This is a genomic window from Streptomyces sp. NRRL F-2580 (genome assembly GCF_000720115.1).
Classification (GTDB): Bacteria; Actinomycetota; Actinomycetes; order Streptomycetales; family Streptomycetaceae; genus Streptomyces.
In genome coordinates this window covers 1-17,789 of record NZ_JOIR01000045.1, presented here as the reverse complement: position 1 = coordinate 17,789, position 17,789 = coordinate 1, and the positions used below count along the sequence as shown (strand labels likewise).

General features: G+C 72.0%; 20 protein-coding genes and 1 pseudogene. 8 read left to right on the top strand and 13 right to left on the bottom strand.

The annotated features are described in order from the left end of the window. The first annotated feature begins 122 nt into the window (after positions 1-122). A complete protein-coding gene (locus tag IF88_RS0134140) occupies positions 123-767 on the top strand; it encodes a ScbR family autoregulator-binding transcription factor (RefSeq protein WP_030721612.1) in 645 nt (214 codons plus the stop codon). Between the two features lie 137 nt (positions 768-904). On the opposite strand, the gene IF88_RS49200 is transcribed toward IF88_RS0134140, so the two are convergent. The 3 genes from IF88_RS49200 to IF88_RS0134125 all read right to left on the bottom strand — a co-directional run bounded on the left by IF88_RS49200 (position 905) and on the right by IF88_RS0134125 (position 2,436). Next, on the bottom strand, positions 905-1,084 hold the full coding sequence (locus IF88_RS49200; RefSeq protein ID WP_030721610.1) for a VOC family protein: 180 nt from the start codon (positions 1,082-1,084) through the stop codon (positions 905-907). 10 nt (positions 1,085-1,094) lie between these two features. Then, positions 1,095-1,691: a class I SAM-dependent methyltransferase gene (locus IF88_RS0134130; protein WP_030721605.1), complete on the bottom strand. Its 597-nt coding sequence runs from the start codon at positions 1,689-1,691 to the stop codon at positions 1,095-1,097. A 67-nt stretch (positions 1,692-1,758) separates the two neighbouring features. Next, positions 1,759-2,436, bottom strand: a complete 678-nt coding sequence (locus IF88_RS0134125; RefSeq protein WP_051838024.1) for an HAD family hydrolase — start codon at positions 2,434-2,436, stop codon at positions 1,759-1,761. A 160-nt stretch (positions 2,437-2,596) separates the two neighbouring features. Between IF88_RS0134125 and IF88_RS0134120 the strand changes: the two genes are divergently transcribed. Further along, positions 2,597-3,028: a VOC family protein gene (locus tag IF88_RS0134120; protein ID WP_030721599.1), complete on the top strand. Its 432-nt coding sequence runs from the start codon at positions 2,597-2,599 to the stop codon at positions 3,026-3,028. An 80-nt stretch (positions 3,029-3,108) separates the two neighbouring features. Here IF88_RS0134120 and IF88_RS0134115 read toward each other — a convergent pair whose 3' ends face one another. The 3 genes from IF88_RS0134115 to IF88_RS0134105 form a co-directional block, all read right to left on the bottom strand. Beyond that, positions 3,109-4,110 (bottom strand): hypothetical protein, encoded by a 1,002-nt coding sequence (locus IF88_RS0134115; protein ID WP_199808178.1) that lies wholly within the window; start codon positions 4,108-4,110, stop codon positions 3,109-3,111. A 158-nt stretch (positions 4,111-4,268) separates the two neighbouring features. Continuing rightward, the gene (locus tag IF88_RS41290; RefSeq protein ID WP_051838031.1) at positions 4,269-5,585 is read right to left on the bottom strand and encodes a serine hydrolase domain-containing protein; all 1,317 of its coding nucleotides are present in this window, start codon (positions 5,583-5,585) and stop codon (positions 4,269-4,271) included. Between the two features lie 493 nt (positions 5,586-6,078). After that, positions 6,079-6,513 (bottom strand): GNAT family N-acetyltransferase, encoded by a 435-nt coding sequence (locus tag IF88_RS0134105; protein ID WP_030721590.1) that lies wholly within the window; start codon positions 6,511-6,513, stop codon positions 6,079-6,081. 125 nt (positions 6,514-6,638) lie between these two features. Between IF88_RS0134105 and IF88_RS0134100 the strand changes: the two genes are divergently transcribed. Continuing rightward, complete coding sequence (locus IF88_RS0134100; RefSeq protein WP_063754879.1) at positions 6,639-7,349, top strand: GNAT family N-acetyltransferase; 711 nt, start codon at positions 6,639-6,641, stop codon at positions 7,347-7,349. Positions 7,350-7,355: 6 nt separating this feature from the next. Here the strand turns inward: IF88_RS0134100 and IF88_RS0134095 are convergent, their stop codons facing one another. Together IF88_RS0134095 and IF88_RS0134090 are read right to left on the bottom strand one after the other, a co-directional pair. Continuing rightward, positions 7,356-7,982: a glyoxalase gene (locus tag IF88_RS0134095; RefSeq protein WP_030721584.1), complete on the bottom strand. Its 627-nt coding sequence runs from the start codon at positions 7,980-7,982 to the stop codon at positions 7,356-7,358. Positions 7,983-8,040: 58 nt separating this feature from the next. After that, the gene (locus IF88_RS0134090) at positions 8,041-8,316 is read right to left on the bottom strand and encodes an isoamylase early set domain-containing protein (RefSeq protein ID WP_030721582.1); all 276 of its coding nucleotides are present in this window, start codon (positions 8,314-8,316) and stop codon (positions 8,041-8,043) included. Between the two features lie 251 nt (positions 8,317-8,567). Here IF88_RS0134090 and IF88_RS0134085 point away from each other — a divergent pair, with 251 nt between their 5' ends. The 3 genes from IF88_RS0134085 to IF88_RS42945 are packed head-to-tail and all read left to right on the top strand — an operon-like array spanning position 8,568 to position 11,175. After that, positions 8,568-9,407, top strand: coding sequence for a class II glutamine amidotransferase (locus tag IF88_RS0134085; protein ID WP_030721580.1), 840 nt, complete (start codon positions 8,568-8,570; stop codon positions 9,405-9,407). Continuing rightward, the gene (locus IF88_RS0134080) at positions 9,404-10,591 is read left to right on the top strand and encodes a carboxylate-amine ligase (RefSeq protein ID WP_063754878.1); all 1,188 of its coding nucleotides are present in this window, start codon (positions 9,404-9,406) and stop codon (positions 10,589-10,591) included. The genes IF88_RS0134085 and IF88_RS0134080 overlap by 4 nt, the downstream gene beginning before the upstream one ends. Beyond that, positions 10,549-11,175, top strand: coding sequence for a ribonuclease BN (locus IF88_RS42945; RefSeq protein WP_420711024.1), 627 nt, complete (start codon positions 10,549-10,551; stop codon positions 11,173-11,175). Before IF88_RS0134080 ends, IF88_RS42945 begins: the two co-directional genes overlap by 43 nt. A 27-nt stretch (positions 11,176-11,202) precedes the next feature. Here IF88_RS42945 and IF88_RS0134070 read toward each other — a convergent pair whose 3' ends face one another. From IF88_RS0134070 to IF88_RS0134055, 4 genes and pseudogenes are all read right to left on the bottom strand, one after another. Then, entirely contained in the window at positions 11,203-11,670 is a 468-nt protein-coding gene (locus IF88_RS0134070; RefSeq protein ID WP_030721572.1) for a DUF7144 family membrane protein, read from the bottom strand. A gap of 159 nt (positions 11,671-11,829) precedes the next feature. Beyond that, a complete protein-coding gene (locus IF88_RS0134065; RefSeq protein ID WP_030721568.1) occupies positions 11,830-12,027 on the bottom strand; it encodes a hypothetical protein in 198 nt (65 codons plus the stop codon). A gap of 184 nt (positions 12,028-12,211) precedes the next feature. Next, a complete protein-coding gene (locus IF88_RS0134060) occupies positions 12,212-14,833 on the bottom strand; it encodes a LuxR C-terminal-related transcriptional regulator (protein WP_234323796.1) in 2,622 nt (873 codons plus the stop codon). 338 nt (positions 14,834-15,171) lie between these two features. Continuing rightward, positions 15,172-15,540, bottom strand: a pseudogene (locus IF88_RS0134055) (IS982 family transposase); the annotation flags it as partial. 149 nt (positions 15,541-15,689) lie between these two features. Between IF88_RS0134055 and IF88_RS0134050 the strand changes: the two are divergent. Then, positions 15,690-16,421, top strand: coding sequence for an alpha/beta fold hydrolase (locus IF88_RS0134050; protein WP_030721558.1), 732 nt, complete (start codon positions 15,690-15,692; stop codon positions 16,419-16,421). Positions 16,422-16,640: 219 nt separating this feature from the next. On the opposite strand, the gene IF88_RS0134045 is transcribed toward IF88_RS0134050, so the two are convergent. Further along, positions 16,641-17,219, bottom strand: a complete 579-nt coding sequence (locus tag IF88_RS0134045; protein WP_030721555.1) for a TetR/AcrR family transcriptional regulator — start codon at positions 17,217-17,219, stop codon at positions 16,641-16,643. 90 nt (positions 17,220-17,309) lie between these two features. Here IF88_RS0134045 and IF88_RS0134040 point away from each other — a divergent pair, with 90 nt between their 5' ends. After that, positions 17,310-17,756 carry a DUF1772 domain-containing protein gene (locus IF88_RS0134040; RefSeq protein WP_030721553.1) on the top strand — a complete coding sequence of 149 codons (447 nt, stop codon included), beginning with the start codon at positions 17,310-17,312 and terminating at the stop codon, positions 17,754-17,756. Positions 17,757-17,789 lie beyond the last annotated feature (33 nt).

The following is a 17,789-nucleotide window of genomic DNA, read 5'->3' as shown; positions in this document are numbered from 1 at the left end:
GAACCGCTCGCCCACCCCGCGAAACCAGTACCTGTCGACTGGTTTTCTTTCGGGCGGCCGGACTACATTGGCGACACACCACAGCGAACACCGCTCGACGACAGCGACCTGGGGGCGAGCACGTGACGAGGGTCAGACAGGAGCGGGCCGAGATCACCCGCCAAGCGATACTCGACGGCGCCGCCACGGCCTTCGACCTCTGCGGGTTCGACGGCACCAGCCTCAGCGACGTCGTCAAGTACGCCGGAGTCACCAAGGGCGCCCTGTACTTCCACTTCCCGTCCAAGGAAGCCCTCGCGCGCGCCCTGATGGACGAACACTTCCAGGTCTCCGAACACGTCCCCGCGATCTCGAACCCCGGCCTGCAGACCGTCATCGACCTCACCCACCAGATGGCGCACGGACTGCGCACCAACGTCCGCATCCGCGCCGGCATCCGTCTGGTCATCGAGTTCGGCGCTTTCACCAACCCCGACCCCACGCCGTACGACACCTGGATCGCCACCTGCCGCGACTGCCTGACACCGGCTCAGGAACAGGGCGACATACACTCCACGCTCGACGTCCGAGCCCTGTCCACGCTCCTCGTCGGCGCCTTCACCGGCATCCAGGTCACCTCACACGTCCGCACCCGCCGCGAGGACCTGCACACGCGCGTCACCGACCTGTGGAGCTTCCTCCTCCCCACCATCGTCCCCCCACAGCGCATCACCCGCTTCCACCCCACCGGCACCGCGAGACCCGCCTCACCGCCCCCCACCGACTGACCCACTCAGGACGGCCTCGCACACGCCGTGGCGAACCACGGGGGTGCTCGCCACGGCGTGGCCGAGGCCGCCCTGCCCGCACCTGTCACTTCGAGCTACCGGGCGGACCAGAGGAAGGCCCGGCGTACCCGAGGGCCTCAGAGCGGATTGAGGCGGGGCTTGAGCAGGCAGAACTCATTGCCTTCGGGGTCGGCCAGGACATGCCACTGTTCCTCCCCCGTCTGACCGATGTCGGACGCGGCGGCCTCCGGCGCGCCTGCGCCGGAGACCGTTTCCGTGCTGCGGTGCTGCGGTGCTGCGCTCCGGGGGTTGTCCACGGGTGAACCCTCAGGCGCGGACCGCGGACAGTAGGGCTGCCGTGGAAGCCATGCGGGTCGGGGGTTGCCAGGTCCAGCTGCGTACAGAGGTGAAGCCGGCCGCCAGGACCGTGTGCGCGAGCGCGGGAAGGGCGGTCGGGAGCCACTTCTCGTGGGCGGCGAGGAGGATGCGGCCGCCGGGACACAGGATTCGGTGGAGTTCGGTGAGGCCGGCGGGTACGTCCGGCCAGAGGCGCAGGTTGTTGACGGAGATCACGACGTCGACGGACTGGTCGGGGCGGCCCGTGCGCGCCGCGGTGCCGACCGTGAGGCGGAGCCGGTCCCGGGCGAGGGCGGACGCGCAGCGGCGGCGGGCCATGGCGAGCATGGCGTCGGAGGGGTAGACGCCGATCACGTGGGCCGAGCGGCGGGCCGCGGCCTCGAGCCCGACTCCGGAGCCGGGCCCGACGAACAGGACGACGTCCTGTTCGATGGGCCGGGCGAGGGCGACGGCATGCCGCTCGGTGGCGGCGTTGCCGTGTGCCATGAGCCGGCCGCCGAGCCGGCCGAGCAGGCCGCTGGGCTGACCGAACCCCTTGGTCAGCAGGCCCTGAGTGATGCTCTCCACGTCGCCATGGAAGCACGGGGAGGGCGATCAGCCGTGTCGAGGCACGCCCGACGGCCCCGGTCGGCGGTCATTCCGGAACTGCCTGGCGCGGGGGATGCGTACCGGAGGCGAACGCGAGGATGTCGGCGGCTGCCTCGCCCAGGGTCGCGTAGTGCCGGTGTACGCCGTCCACCGGCCCGGGCGTGTTGACCCCCCACACCGTCATGCCGGCGTGCAGCCCGGACAGCACGCCGGTGGGGGCGTCCTCGATGACGAGGCAGTCCCGCGGCTCTGCGCCCAGCCTTCGAGCGGCCAGCAGGTACGGGACCGGTGAGGGCTTGCCTTCGCTCACGCAGGCGGCGTCCACGACGACCTCCGGAACCGGCAGCCCGGTCCGGGCGAAGCGTCCCAGCACCCGGTGTTCGTAGTTCGACGTCACCAGCGCCCATCCGCCGGCGGGGAGTGCCTTCAGCAGTTCCGCCGCACCCTCGAACGCCCCGTACGCCCCCGTCCGCACGTCCTCGTCCTCCAACTCGTGCAGCAGGTCAAGGCACCCCTGCGGATCGCGCCCGGGAGCCACCTGCGGGAAGGTCTCCATCGGCCGCGTCCGCAGCGCCACCCGGTGGACCTCGTCGGGATCCAGGCCGTACCGCCGCGCCCACACTCCCCACATCCTGCGCTGATTGTCCACGGCATCGATGAGCGTGCCATCGACGTCGAACAGGACGAACTTCTCGGCACCGACCCCACCTGAATGTCCGATCACACGCTGATCATGTCAGCAGCCCGTTTCACCGGCGCCGCGCGATCCACCCGGCCCGGGCAACTCCGAGGCTTACGGGCGTTTCGGCGTGCCCGACCCGCCCGCGTGGGCGACCGTGGACCCAGCTCGGCACTCACGACCGGACACCCCCGAGGAGACACCCATGGACTGGACGCTCGAAGTGGTCCCCGTCCCCGTCACCGACATGGATCGCGCGAAGGCCTTCTATGCCGAAAAGATCGGTTTCAAGGTCGACCTCGACGACGAAGTCGCGCCCGGCGTGCGCATCATCCAGATGACGCCGCCAGGCTCCCGCTGCTCCATCGCCATGCTCCAGGGCATGCCGGCAGCGCCCGGCACCCGAACGATGGCGCCCGGCACACTCCACGGCCTTCAGCTGTGCGTCGTCGACATCGAAGCGGCCCACAGGAACCTGACGGACCGGGGGGTGGACGTGTCCCCCGTCCGCCACGTCGGCGCGACGGGCTGGGAGGAAGGCAAAGGCGGGACCTGGAACTCCTTCCTCACCTTCAACGACCCCGACGGGAACGGCTGGGTGGTCCAGGAAGCCCCCTCGGAGCTCGCCGAACGCTGAGACCCGCCTCCCCCGCCCTGCCGGGCTCGGCCCCGCAGGTGCGGGGAGCGGCTTCGAAACATGATCACGGACCGATGGGATCACTTCGGCGCGACCGCGCCCGAGTCCGGCGACTGCTGGAGTCCGGAGGTGTCGACCGCCTCGAAGTCCGATCCCTTGAAGCCCTTCAAGGCGTCGAGCTGCGCATTGTCCCAACCGGCGTTCTCCTCACCGGTGATGTACCAGGCAGAGCCGTTGTCCGCCACGATGGCCCCGTACTTCTTGAGTGCGTCGGCCACAGCCTTGGCCTGCGGGGCCAGGTGCGAGGTGTCCACCGAACTCTTCAGCCGCAGCCGCAGCCCCATGGGGGGCAGCGACGTGTCCGCCGCGGCGCCCGCCTGGTGCCGTGCGGGCCATATGTAGCTCTGGTCCGAGCGCGGCACGGTGATGCGGATCGCGTGGTCGATCCGCCCCGCCGCCGCCTCGTCGTAGCGCACGAGCCCGGGGAGGATGGCGAGGCCGGCGGCATCGGCCGAGGTCCACCCGTCGGGCCGCAGCTCGTGGGACCGCAGGTCGAAGACCGCGCCCGACCCGGCATGCCAGGCGTCGTCGCCCTGCTGCCGCGCGTTCCAGAGTTCGTAGGACTTGCACAGGGCGCGGTCCCAGACGACCACGTGGCGGTCCCCACTGCTCGCCGGACCGTTCTCGATCTTGGCGTTCGGCGGGATCCGGTACCCGGAGGTATCGCTTTCCTCGGCGATGTCCAGGGTCACCTTCGTTTCCGGCAGGTGCGTGTCCGAGACGGTGACGGGGATGCCGAAGGGCTCGCCTTCCGTGAGCCCCGACCCGAAGTCCGGGTGCAGGGACTCGGCGGAACCGATCGAGGAGACGTACTGGGCGGAGCCCGGGTGCACGGGCAGCCGGTCCACGGGTGCGCGCCAGAAGCTGTCCGCCAGTGAGGTCTCGCAGGAACCGTCGTCCGGGGCGGCAGCCGTGGCGGTATACCCGGGCATCAGAGACGCGGCGGCCATCGCCGCCATCGCGGCCACAGTGGCGAGCGCGGGGATTCCGTTGGCCGAGCGCAACTCTGCCAGGCGCTTCATGGCATCGACCGTCCTTGGTGGTCGTGCACGGACGCACGGACCGGGGGAGCCTCTCCCAGCGTAGACACGTTCCCGCCCCGGCGCAGTCCTCCACGTGCGCACTTCCTGCGCCACACAGAGAACCGGACGGGATTACTGCATCACGCAGAACGGTCAGCTCAGCGGCCGGAGCTCGCCCACCCTCGGGGCGGCATCGCGTCGACCCGGGGCAGTGCGCGGGGCACCGGCAGGGCACGGGGGTCCGGGCCCTCGGCGGGACGGTTGTCGGCGGCCGGGTCCGATGCGCGCGGCGCGGTGGTGCCGCAGAGGGACCGGTCCCTGTAGTCGATCAAGGCGGCGTCGGCCGGGTGCGGGAGGAGGACCGTGCCGTCCTCGCTGAGGCGCTGGTACTTCATCAGGTTGTACCCGATGGCGAACTGCCGTGCGCCGTCCGGACTGGACAGGGCCCACGTGCCGGCGCCCCAGACGGCCCCGTCATGACCCCAGGCGGGCCCGCAGGGCGTGTCCAGGGAGTAGATGCCGAGGCCGTAGCGCAGGGCGACGGCTCCCGTTTCGTCCTTGACGTCGATCGTGGTGCGCATCTCGTCCAGCTGGCGGCGCGGCAGCAGGTTGCCGCTCAGCAGGGCGCGGTAGAACGTGTTGAGGTCCTGCGGGGTGGAGACGAGGGCTCCCGCGGTGCCGGCCCAGGTCATGTTGTAGGCGCTGTAGTCGCGGGGCGGGTCGATGAGCCCGAAAAAGTTCTCGTACATGCGCGCATGGGGGCCGCGGATGTACGGGTCGGCGCCCGGGAAATAGGTGTCGCGCAACCCCGTCGGCCGGATGACGTCCTGGGTGATCAGCCGCTCCGGGTCCTGTCCGGTCACCTTGCGGAGCACCTCGCCCAGCAGCACGTAGTTGGTGTTGGCGTAGGCCCAGCCGGTACCGGGTTCGAACAGCTGTGGCCGGCCCACCCCGTACCCGATCAGCTCGGCGGGTCGCACCGTGCGGAACCGGTGGTCGTCCAGGCTGCCGGTGGTGCCCGTCTGGAGCGAGGGGAAGGCGCCCCCTATGTAGTCGTCGATTCCGCTGGTGTGGTTGAGGAGCATGCGGACGGTCACCTTGCGGCCGCGCTCGCCGGGCAGGAGTTCGGGCACGTAGTCGCCGACCGGCCGGTCCAGGCCCACCCGGCCCTTCGCCGACTGCTGCAGTACGGCGACCGCGGTGAAGGTCTTGGTGACGCTGCCGACGCGGTGCCGGAGGTCGGGGCGGGCCGCTAACCCGGCGGAGACGTCCGCGAGTCCGGCGGCTCCGTCGAAGCGGGCGCGGCCGTCACGGACCGCGGAGTAGACGCCGTAGATGCCCGCCTCGTGGATCGCCTCCAGCCTCCTCTGCAGCTGGGCGCGGTCGGGATGCCGTCCCGCCACCGCCGCATGCGCGGCCGGGGGCCCCTCGCCCGCGGCGTTGGCGGCCGGCGCGAGGCCCGCCAGCAGGGCCATGGCGACGGCGGCGACGGAGGCGATGCGGCGCGGTCGCGGCACGGGGGCCGAGGCGTGGCGGTGGGCAGGGCTGGTGTCAGGACTGGTGTGGGGCACGGCAGCTCCTCGTCGGTGGCCCGGTGGGCCCGGCGGCCCGGTGGAGCCCGGCGGTCCGGGGACACCTCGATTCTTCGCCCCGTACCCGACGCGCTGCCTCCTCCGCCAGGACGAACCAGGCATCAACCTTCGGATGCAGAGGCACCTTGACAACCCATTACATTTGTCACAGCCGCCGACGACACCGTCAGCCGCGCGGTCCCTCGCCCGTCGAGCGCCCGATCGCCCGATCGCCCGGGTACGGGAGACTTCGCCGATGAGCGCGCCGGTACCACGGTGGTGCCCGACGGCCCGCCGCCGCAGGACCGCCGCCGAACAACGGGAGGGCAGGGGCGTACGGCTTCAGAGGCGCCGGGAGCGACGAGCCTGAGTTGACCCACAATCAGGGCCCGTGGGCTCACTGCTCGCCCAGCACCATCCACTTGCCCGGCTCTCCCAGCGGTTCGAATCCCACCTCCGCGTATACCCCGTGGGCGTCCGCGGTGGCCAGCAGGATCCGGCGCAGTCCGTGCGGGGCGAGGTGGTCCTTCACGGCGCCGACCAGGGCGGTGCCCAGGCCCTTGCCGCGGACAGTGGGAGCGATGTAGACGTCGCAGAGCCAGGCGAAGGTGGCCTGGTCGGTGACCACACGGGCGTAGCCGACCTGCGCACCGGAGGCGCTGTCGTAGACGCCGAAGTTCAGGGACTCGGCAATGGCCAGGTCCTGCTTCTCGCGGGGCCGGCCGAGGGCCCAGTACGCGTCCTGCGACAGCCACTGGTGTATCAGTGCGCGGTCGAGGCGCTCGGGGGCGGTGGAGATGTCATAACCGGGCGGAAGGGCATCACTGTTCATGCCCGCATCCAAGCAGGCGGGCCGGACGCGGGCCAATGAATCGCCGGACGTCGGCGGGTGATCCGTGCGGCGTGTCCGCCGGTGGACGGCAGGGGCGGCCCGGTCCCGCTGCCTACCGTGACCCCATGAACGCACGCACAGCGCCGCCTTCCTCCGGTTACGGGATCCGGTGCCCGCGGCCGGCCGAAGCGCGCGCCGTCGCCGCGCTCCTGGCCCGCGCCTTCGCCGACGACCCGGTCATGACGTGGATGGTCCCCGGCCCCGCCGGCCGGGAGCCCAGGATCGCCGCCTACTTCAAGCTGGTCCGGCGCCAGCAGCGGCCGCGGGCCGGCGGTGTCCGGCTGGCCGCGACCAGCGGCGGCCGGCTCCTGGCCGCCGCGCTCTGGTCGGGGCCCGGCCGCTGGAAGGCCTCCGCGGTACAGGAACTGGCGGCCTTGCCGCACTACGCGCGCGTCTTCGGTGCCCGGGGGCTGCCCCGGGCCGCGGACGTCCAGAACGCCCTGCACGAGGTGCACCCGGACACCCCCCACTGGTACCTGTCGACCCTGGGAACCGACCCCGCGATGCAGGGTGCGGGCGTCGGTACGGCCCTGGTGCGGGAACAGCTGGCCCACTGCGACCGGCTGGGGCAGTGCGCCTATCTGGAGTCCAGCAAGGCCTCGAACGTCCCCTTCTACGAGCGGTTCGGCTTCCGCGTCACGCGCGAGCTCAGGCTGCCGGACGGCGGGCCGGTTCTCTGGACGATGTGGCGCGAGCCCGACCCCGGAACCGACCCCGGCACCGGCCCCGGCACCGGTCCGGTGACCGCCGGTCCCACCAGCCCGCCGCGGCGGTGAGGGGCGTCAGGCGGTGGGCGCCGGGGCCTCGACCGGCTCCCAGGCGTAGCCGTCCGGGTCGGTGAAGGACCCGGCACCGCTGCCGAGGACGAGACGGTGCGATCCGGTGCCGTCGGCGGGGACGCCGACGTCCTTGGCGAGGGCGCGGCGCCCGTAGAGTGCCAGCTTGACGGGACCCGGCCCGGCGGCGAACTCGACGTACTTGCTGCCGAAGCTCTTGGCCACCACGAGGCCCTGACCGACGTAGAACTGCCTGGTCGCGGTCACGTCCGTGGCTCCGAGCAGGAGGACGAGCTCCTCGATCTCCCGGGTGGCGGGGCCGGAGTCCTTCTTCGCCGAGCTCGCGACCTTCAGGATCGTCCCGTCCGGGGCCCGTACGACGCCGCCGTAACCCCAGAACGACTTGGCGGCGGGCTTCAGCGTCGTCGCGCCGGCTTCGAGGGCGGCGTCGACGAAGGCCCTGACGTCGGCCGGCTGGGACACCGTGAGCGCCAGCGCGAAACCGCGGAAGCCGGCCGTCGGCGCGTCCGAGGCACGCAGGCGCACCTGCGTGCCCAGACCGAAGGCGGTGTAGAAGCGGTCGGCGGCGGTGAGGTCGGCCACCTCGAAGGTGACGGATGCGAGAGAAGTCATGCCCCTCACGCTAGGCGCCGCTCCCCCGCCGGTGCTTCTCGAATCCTGACCGATCCGGTCAGGTGTGCAGGCGGCTGTTGCAGCCTTCCTGGTCTCCGGCGCTCTCGTCGTTGAACCAGTAGTCACCGGCCGCCAGGTACCGGAAGCAGTGCGTGCTCTCGTTGGGCAGCTCGACGGTGACGGCGCGCTTGCCGTCCTTGCGCGGCCGCAGGGTGTGGACCCCGGGCTGCCAGTTGTTGAAGTCGCCCACCACACTCACCGTCCCGGCCGGACTGTCCGCGGGGAGGACGAACGTCACCTGGGTACGGTCCTTGCGCAGCTTGCGCTCCAGCATCGGGGGCTCCTAACGGCACGCGGGTCGGATCCCCACCATCCTGGGCAATGGAGCCGCCGCGCGCATGCCGACGCCGCCGCCGGCCCCACCGGCATCACCCTTACGCCACCATCCGTAGCCGGAAGCACGCGGACCGCTCCTGCCCGGGTCCGCGCGCCGAACGGCCGCGTACGGCCCTGCGGGCGGTTCGTCGGCGCGAACCGCGACTCCTGCGGGATTAGGCTCGGAGGAAGCCGAGAAGGAGATGTGGCATGTGTCGCTGGCTCGCGTACCTGGGTTCGCCGATGCTGCTCGATGCCGTGCTCTACCGGCCGGAGCACTCGCTGATCAACCAGAGCCTCCGCTCGCGCGAGGGCGTCGAATCGACCAACGGGGACGGTTTCGGCATCGGCTGGTACAGCGGGAACGACGACGGCACTCCGGCGGTGTTCCGCGACATAGGACCCGCGTGGAACAACCGCAACCTGCGCGAGCTCGCCGCCCATGTGCGTTCCAGCCTCTTCTTCGCCCACGTCCGTGCCTCGACGGGCTCGGCGATCCAGCAGACGAACTGCCATCCGTTCCGTCATGGTCGCTGGCTGTGGATGCACAACGGGGCGGTCACGGACTTCCACCGGCTGCAGCGCGACCTCTGCATGGCGGTCGACCCCGCGCTGTTCCCGTCCATCGAGGGCTCCACGGACTCCGAGGTGATGTTCTACCTCGCGGTCACCTTCGGCCTCGACCAGGACGTCCCGGGCGCGGTGGCCCGGATGGCGGGTCTCGTCGAGGATCTCGGACGGCAGCACGGGGTGCCGAATCCGCTGCAGATGACGATCGCGGTGAGTGACGGCGAGCAGGTCTGGGCGTTCAGGTATTCGAGTCAGGGCTGCTCCCGGTCGCTGTACTACAGCAGCCGGGCCGACACCGTACGACACCTCTATCCGGAACTGGACTACCTCCGCGAGGTCTCCGACGAGACGCGGATCGTGGTGTCGGAGCCCCTGGGCAACCTGCCCGGTCTCTGGAACGAGCTCCCCGAGGCCAGCTATTCGGTGCTCCCCTCCGACCGGCACACGGACTACTTTCCGTTCAGCCCGAAAGCCCCGTGACCGTGGACTCCCGCGCGCAGACGCCGAAACTGACCATGGGAGTCGAGGAGGAGTTCATCCTCGTCGACCGCCGCAGCCGCGCCCCGGTGGGCCGCGGACCGCTCGTCATCGCGGAGGCGGCGCACAGGCTGGGCGCACTGGTCCAGCCGGAGTTCTTCACCGCGCAGGTCGAGGTGTGCACCAGACCGACGTCGAGCACGGCAGCGCTCGCCGCCGACCTGGCCAGACTGCGCCGCGAGCTCGGGCGGGCCGCGGCGGGCGAGCAATGCCTGCTCCTCGCCTCCGGAACCCCCGTGATCCCTCCGGAGCGTCCGCTGACCATCACACCCGACGAGCGCTACCAGCGGATGGCCACCCGCTTCGCGTCGGTCATCGGGGCCCGTGACCAGGTGGTGTGCGGCTGCCACGTGCACATCGGCGTGGAGGACCGGGCCCAGGCCCTGGAGTTCTCGAACCGGATCCGCCCCTGGCTGCCGGTCCTGCAGGCGCTCGCCGCCAACTCCCCCTTCGACCGCGGCCGGGACACCGGCTACGCGAGCTGGCGGGCGGTCGCCCACGGCCGCTGGCCCACCGTGGGGCCCTCCCCCGTCCTGGACGAAGGGGCCTACGAGCGCATCGCCGACGACCTCGTACGGTGTGGCGCCCTCCTGGACCGACGGATGATCTACTGGTACGCACGGCCCTCCGAGCACGTGCCGACGCTCGAGATCCGAGTCGCCGACGTGAACGCGGACCTGGACACCGTCATCCTGCTGGCCGCACTCGTGCGGGGGCTCGCCGCCACCGTGCTGCCGGAGATCGACGAAGGCCGACCGCCCCCGTACGTCGAGGGGGGAAGGCTACGGGAGGCACACCGGCTCGCCGCCCTGCACGGCCTGGACGGTGACGGACTGGATCCGTGCGGCGGGGGGCGCCTTCCGGCCTGGGATCTGGTCGACCGGCTGCGCGAGCGGGCCGCACCCGGACTCGGCGCCTCGGGCGACCTGCTCCTCGTCGACACCCTGCTCGACCACCTGCGCGCCACGGGCGGCGGCGCGGCCGCACAGCGCGCCGCCCACCGGCGCCACGGGAGGCTGAGCGACGTGGTGGACGCCCTCGCGCGGGAAGTCCTACCGTGGGAAGGGCAGCAGCTGGAGCGGCCATGCCCACGACCAGACCCGAGGGACCCGAGCAGCCGTCGCTAGCCGGCCGGATCGGCAGCACCATCCGCCGGGTGCGGGCCGGGCGCCGCTGGGGCAACGTTCGGGACCTGCAACTGTGGCAACGCGCGCTCGGGTTCGCCGCGCTCGGGTTCCTGACGCTGGTCCCCCTGCTGATCGTCGTGTCCGCGCGGACGCCACCGGAGCCGGCGGACAGGGGTTCGCTCAATGGCTCGGTGACGGGCTCGGCGTGTCCGCACCTGTCCGCGATCTCCCCGCCGTGGCGCGACTCCCCCGCCCGCGGCTTCGTCACGGTGGCGATCGGCACCACCCTGTTCTTCTGGTGGTCCCAGCGACTGCTGCTCGCCAGCCGCATCCCCTGGTCCGCCCTGCTCCCCGGAGCGGTGGCCACCATGCTCGGGCTCTTCGGGCTCCGGGTCTTCTCCCGCCTGGTCTTCTCACCGCTGATCGCGTCCAGCGCCGTCACGTACGGGCCCTTCGGCACCGTCCTCGTCATCCAGTCCTGGCTCGTCGGCGTCGGTGTCGTCGTGTTCGGCGGTGCGCTCCTCGGCCGGCTGTTCCACGACGGACTGGCGCGCCCCGCGAACCCTCCGGATCAGGGTCGCTGAGGCGCGCCGGGGCGGGGTGTCCGCGCGTCACTCGGTCGCGGGCGCGTGCGTCCAACTCGTACACAGGGCCCAGATGATGAACACGTCGATCGCGATGATGATGACGGACCACCAGGGCTGGTACGGCAGCCACATGAAGTTGGCGAGGACGCTGAGGCTGGCGAGTGCGATGCCCGCGCCCCTGGCCACGTTCGAGCCGGCGATCAGGCCCACTCCGGTGAGCACGGCGATGATGCCGATGACGAGATGGATCCAGCCCCATGCCGTCAGGTCGAATTCGAAGACGTAGTTGCCGATGCGCGAGTAGACGTCGTCCTTGGAGATGGCCGCGATGCCCTGGAAGATCGCGAGGCATCCGGTCACGATGAGGAGCACCGCTGCGAACAGCGTGCCCATGCTCCCCGCACCGTCGTCCTGGCTGCCGGGGAACAGTGGTGCGTTACCCGGCGCGGGGCCGGTGTTCCAGTTCCCCCCGGTCGGTGTCGGCTGACCCATGGAATTCACCTCACAGATGGCGGTACGGCGCCGGACCGTCCTGCTCCGGCTCGGCCGGGTCACAGGCATCGGCACCCACATCGCAGTGTCGTCCGGCGCGGGAGTGCTTGTGATCACCCGAAGCGGGTGGTCTTGGCTCCGCCGGGAGCGCCTGTGGTGTCAGGCGGGCAGCCGGCGCATTTCGAGCACCCGCAGGCCCAGGGACTGGAAGCGCGTGAGCAGGCCGTACAGGTGGGCCTCGTCGCTCACGCTGCCGTGCAGGAGCGTCTGCTCCCGGACGGGGATCCGGTCGAGCTCGGGGAAATTCGCGGCGAGGGTGTCCGGCACGACGCCCGAGATGCGGAATTCGTAGCGCATGAGAGCACTCACTCCTCTGGGGACGGAACGGGACGGAACGGGACGGCACGGGACGCGGGCCGGGGAACGGAACCGGCGCGCTGCCCGCTCCTGGCCTTCGTCGTCCTCATCGTCGGTCCTCGCCCGGCGGCTCGGCATCGCCCGGTACGGGCGAGAAGGCCGCACCTGCGACCCGCGGGACGGCTCACAGCATCCCGAGGTCCTGTGCCCGGTGGACGGCCTCGCTGCGCCGGGTGACGGAGAGCTTGCGGTAGATGCTCTTCAGGTGGGTCTTCACCGTGTTGGGCGACAGGTACAGCTCGGCCGCGATCTCCTCGGTGGACAGCAGCTCCGCGGCCTTGCGCAGCACCTCGGTCTCCCGCTCGCTCAGCGGCTCCACGACGGGTGGCTGCCGCCCGCCGGCCGTCGACGCGGGGGCACGGACCGGGGTGCGGGAGGGCAGCCAGCCGTGCAGCCGTGCCAGTTGCGGGTCCCGGCTCAGGATCCGGCGCACCCAGGGGCCGCTCTCCGTGAACATCCGGCGCAGTTCCTCCGGCCGGGCGAGCCCCAGCGCCTCCCCCAGCCGCCGGCGGGCCTCTTCCGGGTCGCCGTCCGCGGCGGCGATCTGCGCCTGGAGCAGGCGCGCCCGTGCCCGTACGGCCACGGGCGCGCCGTCGTCCTCCGGCAGGCCCGCCAGCGCCTGCGCCGCGTGCTCGCCGCGGCCGGCCGCCAGCAGGGCGCGGGCCCGGGCCACCAGGTGCGCCGGGCGCACTCCGTCCCCGGCCTCCACCGCGTCCAGGACCCGCAGGGCGGCGGCCGCGTCACCGCGCACCAGGTGGGCGCCCGACTCGGCCACGGCCAGCTCGGCCACCGCCCAGGCGTGGGGCCGTACCGGAGCCCCGGCCGTCCGCAGCGCGCGGAGGGCGGCGAGCGCGGCCTCGCCGTCGCCCTCGGCCGCCGCGATCCCGGCGCGGATGACGGCTGCCGCCACGGCGGCCACGGGCTCCGGACGGGTCCCCGCCTCCGCGGTCGCAAGGTCGAGGTGGCGCCGGGCGGCCGCCAGGTCGTCCTGCTCCAGGGCGACGCCCGCGAGGGCGAGGTGGCCGACACCGGTCCGGCGCTCGGCCGGCAGCACGCACTGCTCGGCCACGGCGAGGGAGGCGCGGGCACGTGCGGCCGCCTGCCGCAGCCGGCCGCGCCTCAGCTCGGTCAGGGCCAGTGAGCCGAGCGCGTCACAGAGCGGGTACTCCGTACGGGGATCCCCGCACGCGTCGACGGCGGACGTGAGGGCGGAAGCGGCGCGGTCGAGGTGCCCGGCGCCGAGCTCGGCGGCGCCGAGGGCCGTCGGCACCAGGGCGCGGATCTCGGGGCGCTCGGCGAGCAGGTGCGGCGGCAGCTCGGGGAGCAGCCGGCCGAAGTCGGCCGCCGCACGTTCGGTGGCCGTCAGGTCGTCCGCCAGTCGCCCCGCGAGTACGCCGAGGAAGGCGCGGCCGAGCCTGGCCGCCGGGCCGGAGTCCGGGCCCAGGTGCGTGTCCGCCCGTCGCAGCCCGGCCTCGCATCCGGGGAGGTCCCGTTCGGCCAGCCGGCAGGCCGCCCCGACCAGTGCGGGAGCCGCGCCCGTCTGATCGGCCGGCATGCCGGCGAACGCCCGGCCCAGCCGATCCGCGTCCAGGCCGGTGAAGAGCCGGCCGATCGCCAGGCTGTCGACCAGTTGCGCCGCCGCGAACGGCCAGTCACCGGCCGCGGCGCCCTGGAGAACGGCTTCCGTGAGCCGGCCCGTCCGGGCCAGCCAGCGCGCCGCCCGCCCGTGCAGCCGGGGCTCCAGGCCGGGACGGCGCTGCCGGAGGTGCGCGCGCAGGACCTCGGCGAACAGCGGATGCAGCCGGTACCAGGCCGAGGCGTCGATCCGTTCGAGGAAGGCGTTGTCGCGGGCCAGTCCGGCGAGGGTCCGGGCGGCGTCGTCGCGGCCGGTCAGCTCGTCCGCGAGGTCCGGGTGGACGCGGTCCGTGACACAGACCCGCAGCAGCAGGTCCTGCGTGGGCGGTGGCTGGGCGTCGAGCACTTCCTTGAGCAGGTAGTCGGCGATGATCGTGCGGTCGGCGGCGAACTGGCGGAGGAACGTTTCGGGGTCGGCGCTGTGCTGCATCGCCAGGGCGCACAGGCGTATCCCGGCCGCCCACCCCTCGGTCCGCTCCACCAGCAGCCGGATCCCCTCCTGCGAGACCTCCAGCCGGTGCTCGGCCAGCAGCGCCTCGGCATCCTCGGGGGTGAACCTCAGGTCCGCCTGGCGGATCTCGGTGATCTCACCGGCCGCCCGGTAGCGGTGCAGCGGCAGGAGCGAGTCCGTGCGGCTGGTGAGCACGATGCGCAGGCCGCCGGCCGCGTGCCGGAGCACGAAGTCCAGTCCCTCCGTCATCGCCGCCGGGGGCTGCGCCGTGTCGAACTGGTCGAGCACGAGGACCGCGGGCTGCGCCGACGCGGCGAGCCCCTCCGCCAGACGTACCAGGAACGACCGGGTCACTCCTTCGGCCCTCGTGGGCCGGCCCACTCCGGCGGGCAGTGCCACCCCGCCCCGGCGGAGGGCCTCCAGGACGTACGCCCAGAGGGCGCCGGGGGCGTCGCCCGGCTCGACGGTCAGCCACACGGGGGGACGCGGCGCGAGCCCGCCGGCCGCCCAGTGGGCGGCGAGCACCGTCTTGCCCGAACCGGCCGGACCGTTGACCAGGGTGAGCGGCCCCTGTACCCCGGCCGTCATGCGCTTCAGCAGCTCGGGCCGGTGCACGAGGAGCCGCGGTACGGCCGGAACGGCGAAGCGCGCCGTGAGCATCGGGTCCCCGGACGGTGCCGGGCTCCCGGACGGCGGCGGACGCACGGGGGAATCGGGCCCTGCGGGGTTCTCCATGCGGTCACCGGTGTCGTCGTCGGCTCGGGTCGGTTCGGGTCGGGGTCGGCGGGGCGCGGATCGGGTCGGGGCGGCGGGGCGCGGACCGTGGCCCGCCCGCGCTCCCCCACTCAAACCGTGATCCCTGGTGATCACCAGTCGTGTCACCCGATCCGGGTGCGTCCCGTTCGGCGCAGGCTGCGGCCGTGCTCACCCCGCCCCGGCCGGTGACAGGGCAGCCTGGGGACGGAGGTCCGCCCGGGAGCCCTTCGCACGTCGACCGGGCGGCCCTCCTCCGACACCGTCAGCGGTACGGCGGCGTCGTCGCTCCATACCGAGGTGTTGGTGGCCAGGATCCGGCTGATACGGCGGAGCAGGTCGGTGGCCTTGCGTAGCCGCTTGTCGTAGCCGGGTTGCTGCGGCAGGTACGGGAAGAGGTGCCGCAGGTGGACCCGGGCATGCCGGAGCCACCTGGACTCGGAGCTGAAACCGAGCATGGCCTGCATCATCGCCAGGGTGACCGGCTCGGCATCGGTGAGCTGCGGCGCGATTCCCACGGCTGGCCGCCACGGCGCCAAGTCCGGACGCTCCTTCAGCAGATCATCGGTTGCCGCATAGAGTGCTGTCGCGAGGGTGTCCAAGTTGTTCGTCACACAACGATCTTGGACGTCCTCGTTGTCGTCTCAGCGTGACCAAGCGCCACGCAACCGGCCGCTTGAGCGTCTTCTGGCATCTCACTTGATCGCGACGAAAATCCCGCCGGTAGAGTCGCCTTGAGGACGGTGTCACCTGGGGGGGACTGATGACAGCAGCGGACGCAGTGCCCATAGTCTTCGTTCACGGGACGCGCTTCAGCGCGGGACAGTGGAGCATGCAGCTTGCCGCGCTCCGGGAAGAGTTCCCGGTAGTCGCCATTGACCTGCCCGGCCATGGGAAGCGCTCGGCTCAGCCCTGGAGCCTGAGCACCGCGACGGAGATCATCGCTTCCGCGGTGGACTCGCTCGATCGCGGGCCGGCTCTGGTCGTTGGGCACTCGCTCGGCGGATATGCCTCGCTGGAGTTCGCGCGGCGCTGTCCGGAACACCTGCGCGGGATGGTCCTCGCGGGCGCGAGTGCTTCCACCCGCGGGCTCCGGGCAACGCCCTATCGGTGGGTCGCCAGGCTGGTCCCTCGTATGCCGGCGGATCGCCTGGCCCAGTGGAACGACCGGTTGCTGCGGCGGCTCTACCCACAGGAAGTGGTGGAGGCGACCATCCGTTCCGGCTACGCCTTCCATACCTTGCCAGCAGCCTGGGGCGAAGTACTCGGACGTTTCGACGCGGATGCGATGCGTTGTGTGAAGGTTCCGGTCCTCATCCTGAACGGCGAGAAGGACGCCGTCTTCCGCGCCGGGGAGGCGGACTTCGCCCGCGTGCATCCGCACGCTCGCGTCGAGTTGATCCCGCGGGCACGACACCTCGCGAACTTCGACGACCCAGATGCCTTCACTGATGCCGTCCGCCGCTTCGCCCGCCAGCTCTCTGCCGTCAGCTGAGCGCACCACAGCGGGATCACCCGGCCCGCTGAACACCATGACAGCGACCGCGCACGCAGCTGTGATGCTCAGTCACACGACACCCCTTGGAATGGATCATCCAGGGTATGGAGCCGGCGATCTGCGGCTGCGCCGTGTGGGCGCGAGTGACCGGAAGCGATGCCGCAGGCAGGCAACGGGGCCCGAGGACCCCGGCTGCGTGCCCGCCGGGACGGTGTGTCAGACCATGGCGAGCCGGTCCACCAGCAGTTCCACCCTCCGCTCGGCGTCTCCAGGCGGCAGCCGTCCCGCCCGGGTCAGGGTGGCCAGCCCGTGTAGGGCCGCCCAGAACACCTCGGTGAACAGTCCCGGGTGGACGCCGTCGCCGGCGACCTCGCCGAGAGTCTCCAGCAGGGCGGCGAAGGCGTCCTTCAGCGGCTCCGGGGTGTCCTCGCTCGCGAACGCCAGACCGCCGTCGAGCTGGAACATGGCGTCGTAGACCGCCGGGTTGCGCTCGGCGAAGTCGAGGTAAGCGCGGGCGAGAGCGGTGACCCGGGTGCGGAGGCCGTCTGCGGCGGAGGCCGTGGCCCGCAGCTCCGCGGCCATCTCGGCGGCGCCCTCCAAGGCGACGGCGCCGATGATCTCGCGCTTGCCGCGGAAGTGGCTGTAGAGGACGGGCTGGCTGTACTCGATGCGCTCGGCGAGCCGGCGGGTGGTGACCGCGTCCCACCCCTGCTGCTCGGCGATTTCGCGGGCTGTGGCCACGATGAGGCGCTCGCGCTCCGCCCGTTCGCGCTGCTTGCGTTCCTGTACCGACATGATTCGATCCTAGCATCGCTAGACAAGCGAGCGACAGCAGCGCTAGCGTTGCCCCATCAGCTAGCAGCGCTAGACATTTGAGGGGTCATCATGCTCAACGCACTCGAGGTGTTCACCACCGTGGTCGTCGGCGTGATGGTGGGGGTGGAGTTCTCCGTCGCCTTCGTCATCAACCCGATCCTCAACGCCCTCCCCGAGGACAGTGGCCAACTCGGCCGCGCCCACGGGGGCCGGATGCTCGGCGCCGTGATGCCGGTCTGGTACATCGGCTCGCTCGTCCTCGTCGCGGTATGGGCCATCGCCGGATGGCACCGCCCCGGCGCCGGCCTCGTCGCCACCGCCGGCGCGCTGCTGATCCTCAGCGTGATCATGTCGCTCCTGCTGCTCGTCCCGATCAACAACCAGAGCAAGACGTGGACCCCCGAGAACCGGCCCGCCGACTGGAAGCAGCAGATGAACCGCTGGGACCGCTTCCACTACGTCCGCGTCGCCGTCATCATCGTTGCCTTCGCCCTGCTGGCCGCCGCCCTCATCTGACCCCGCGGACAGGCACCGCGCTCATGGCACGCA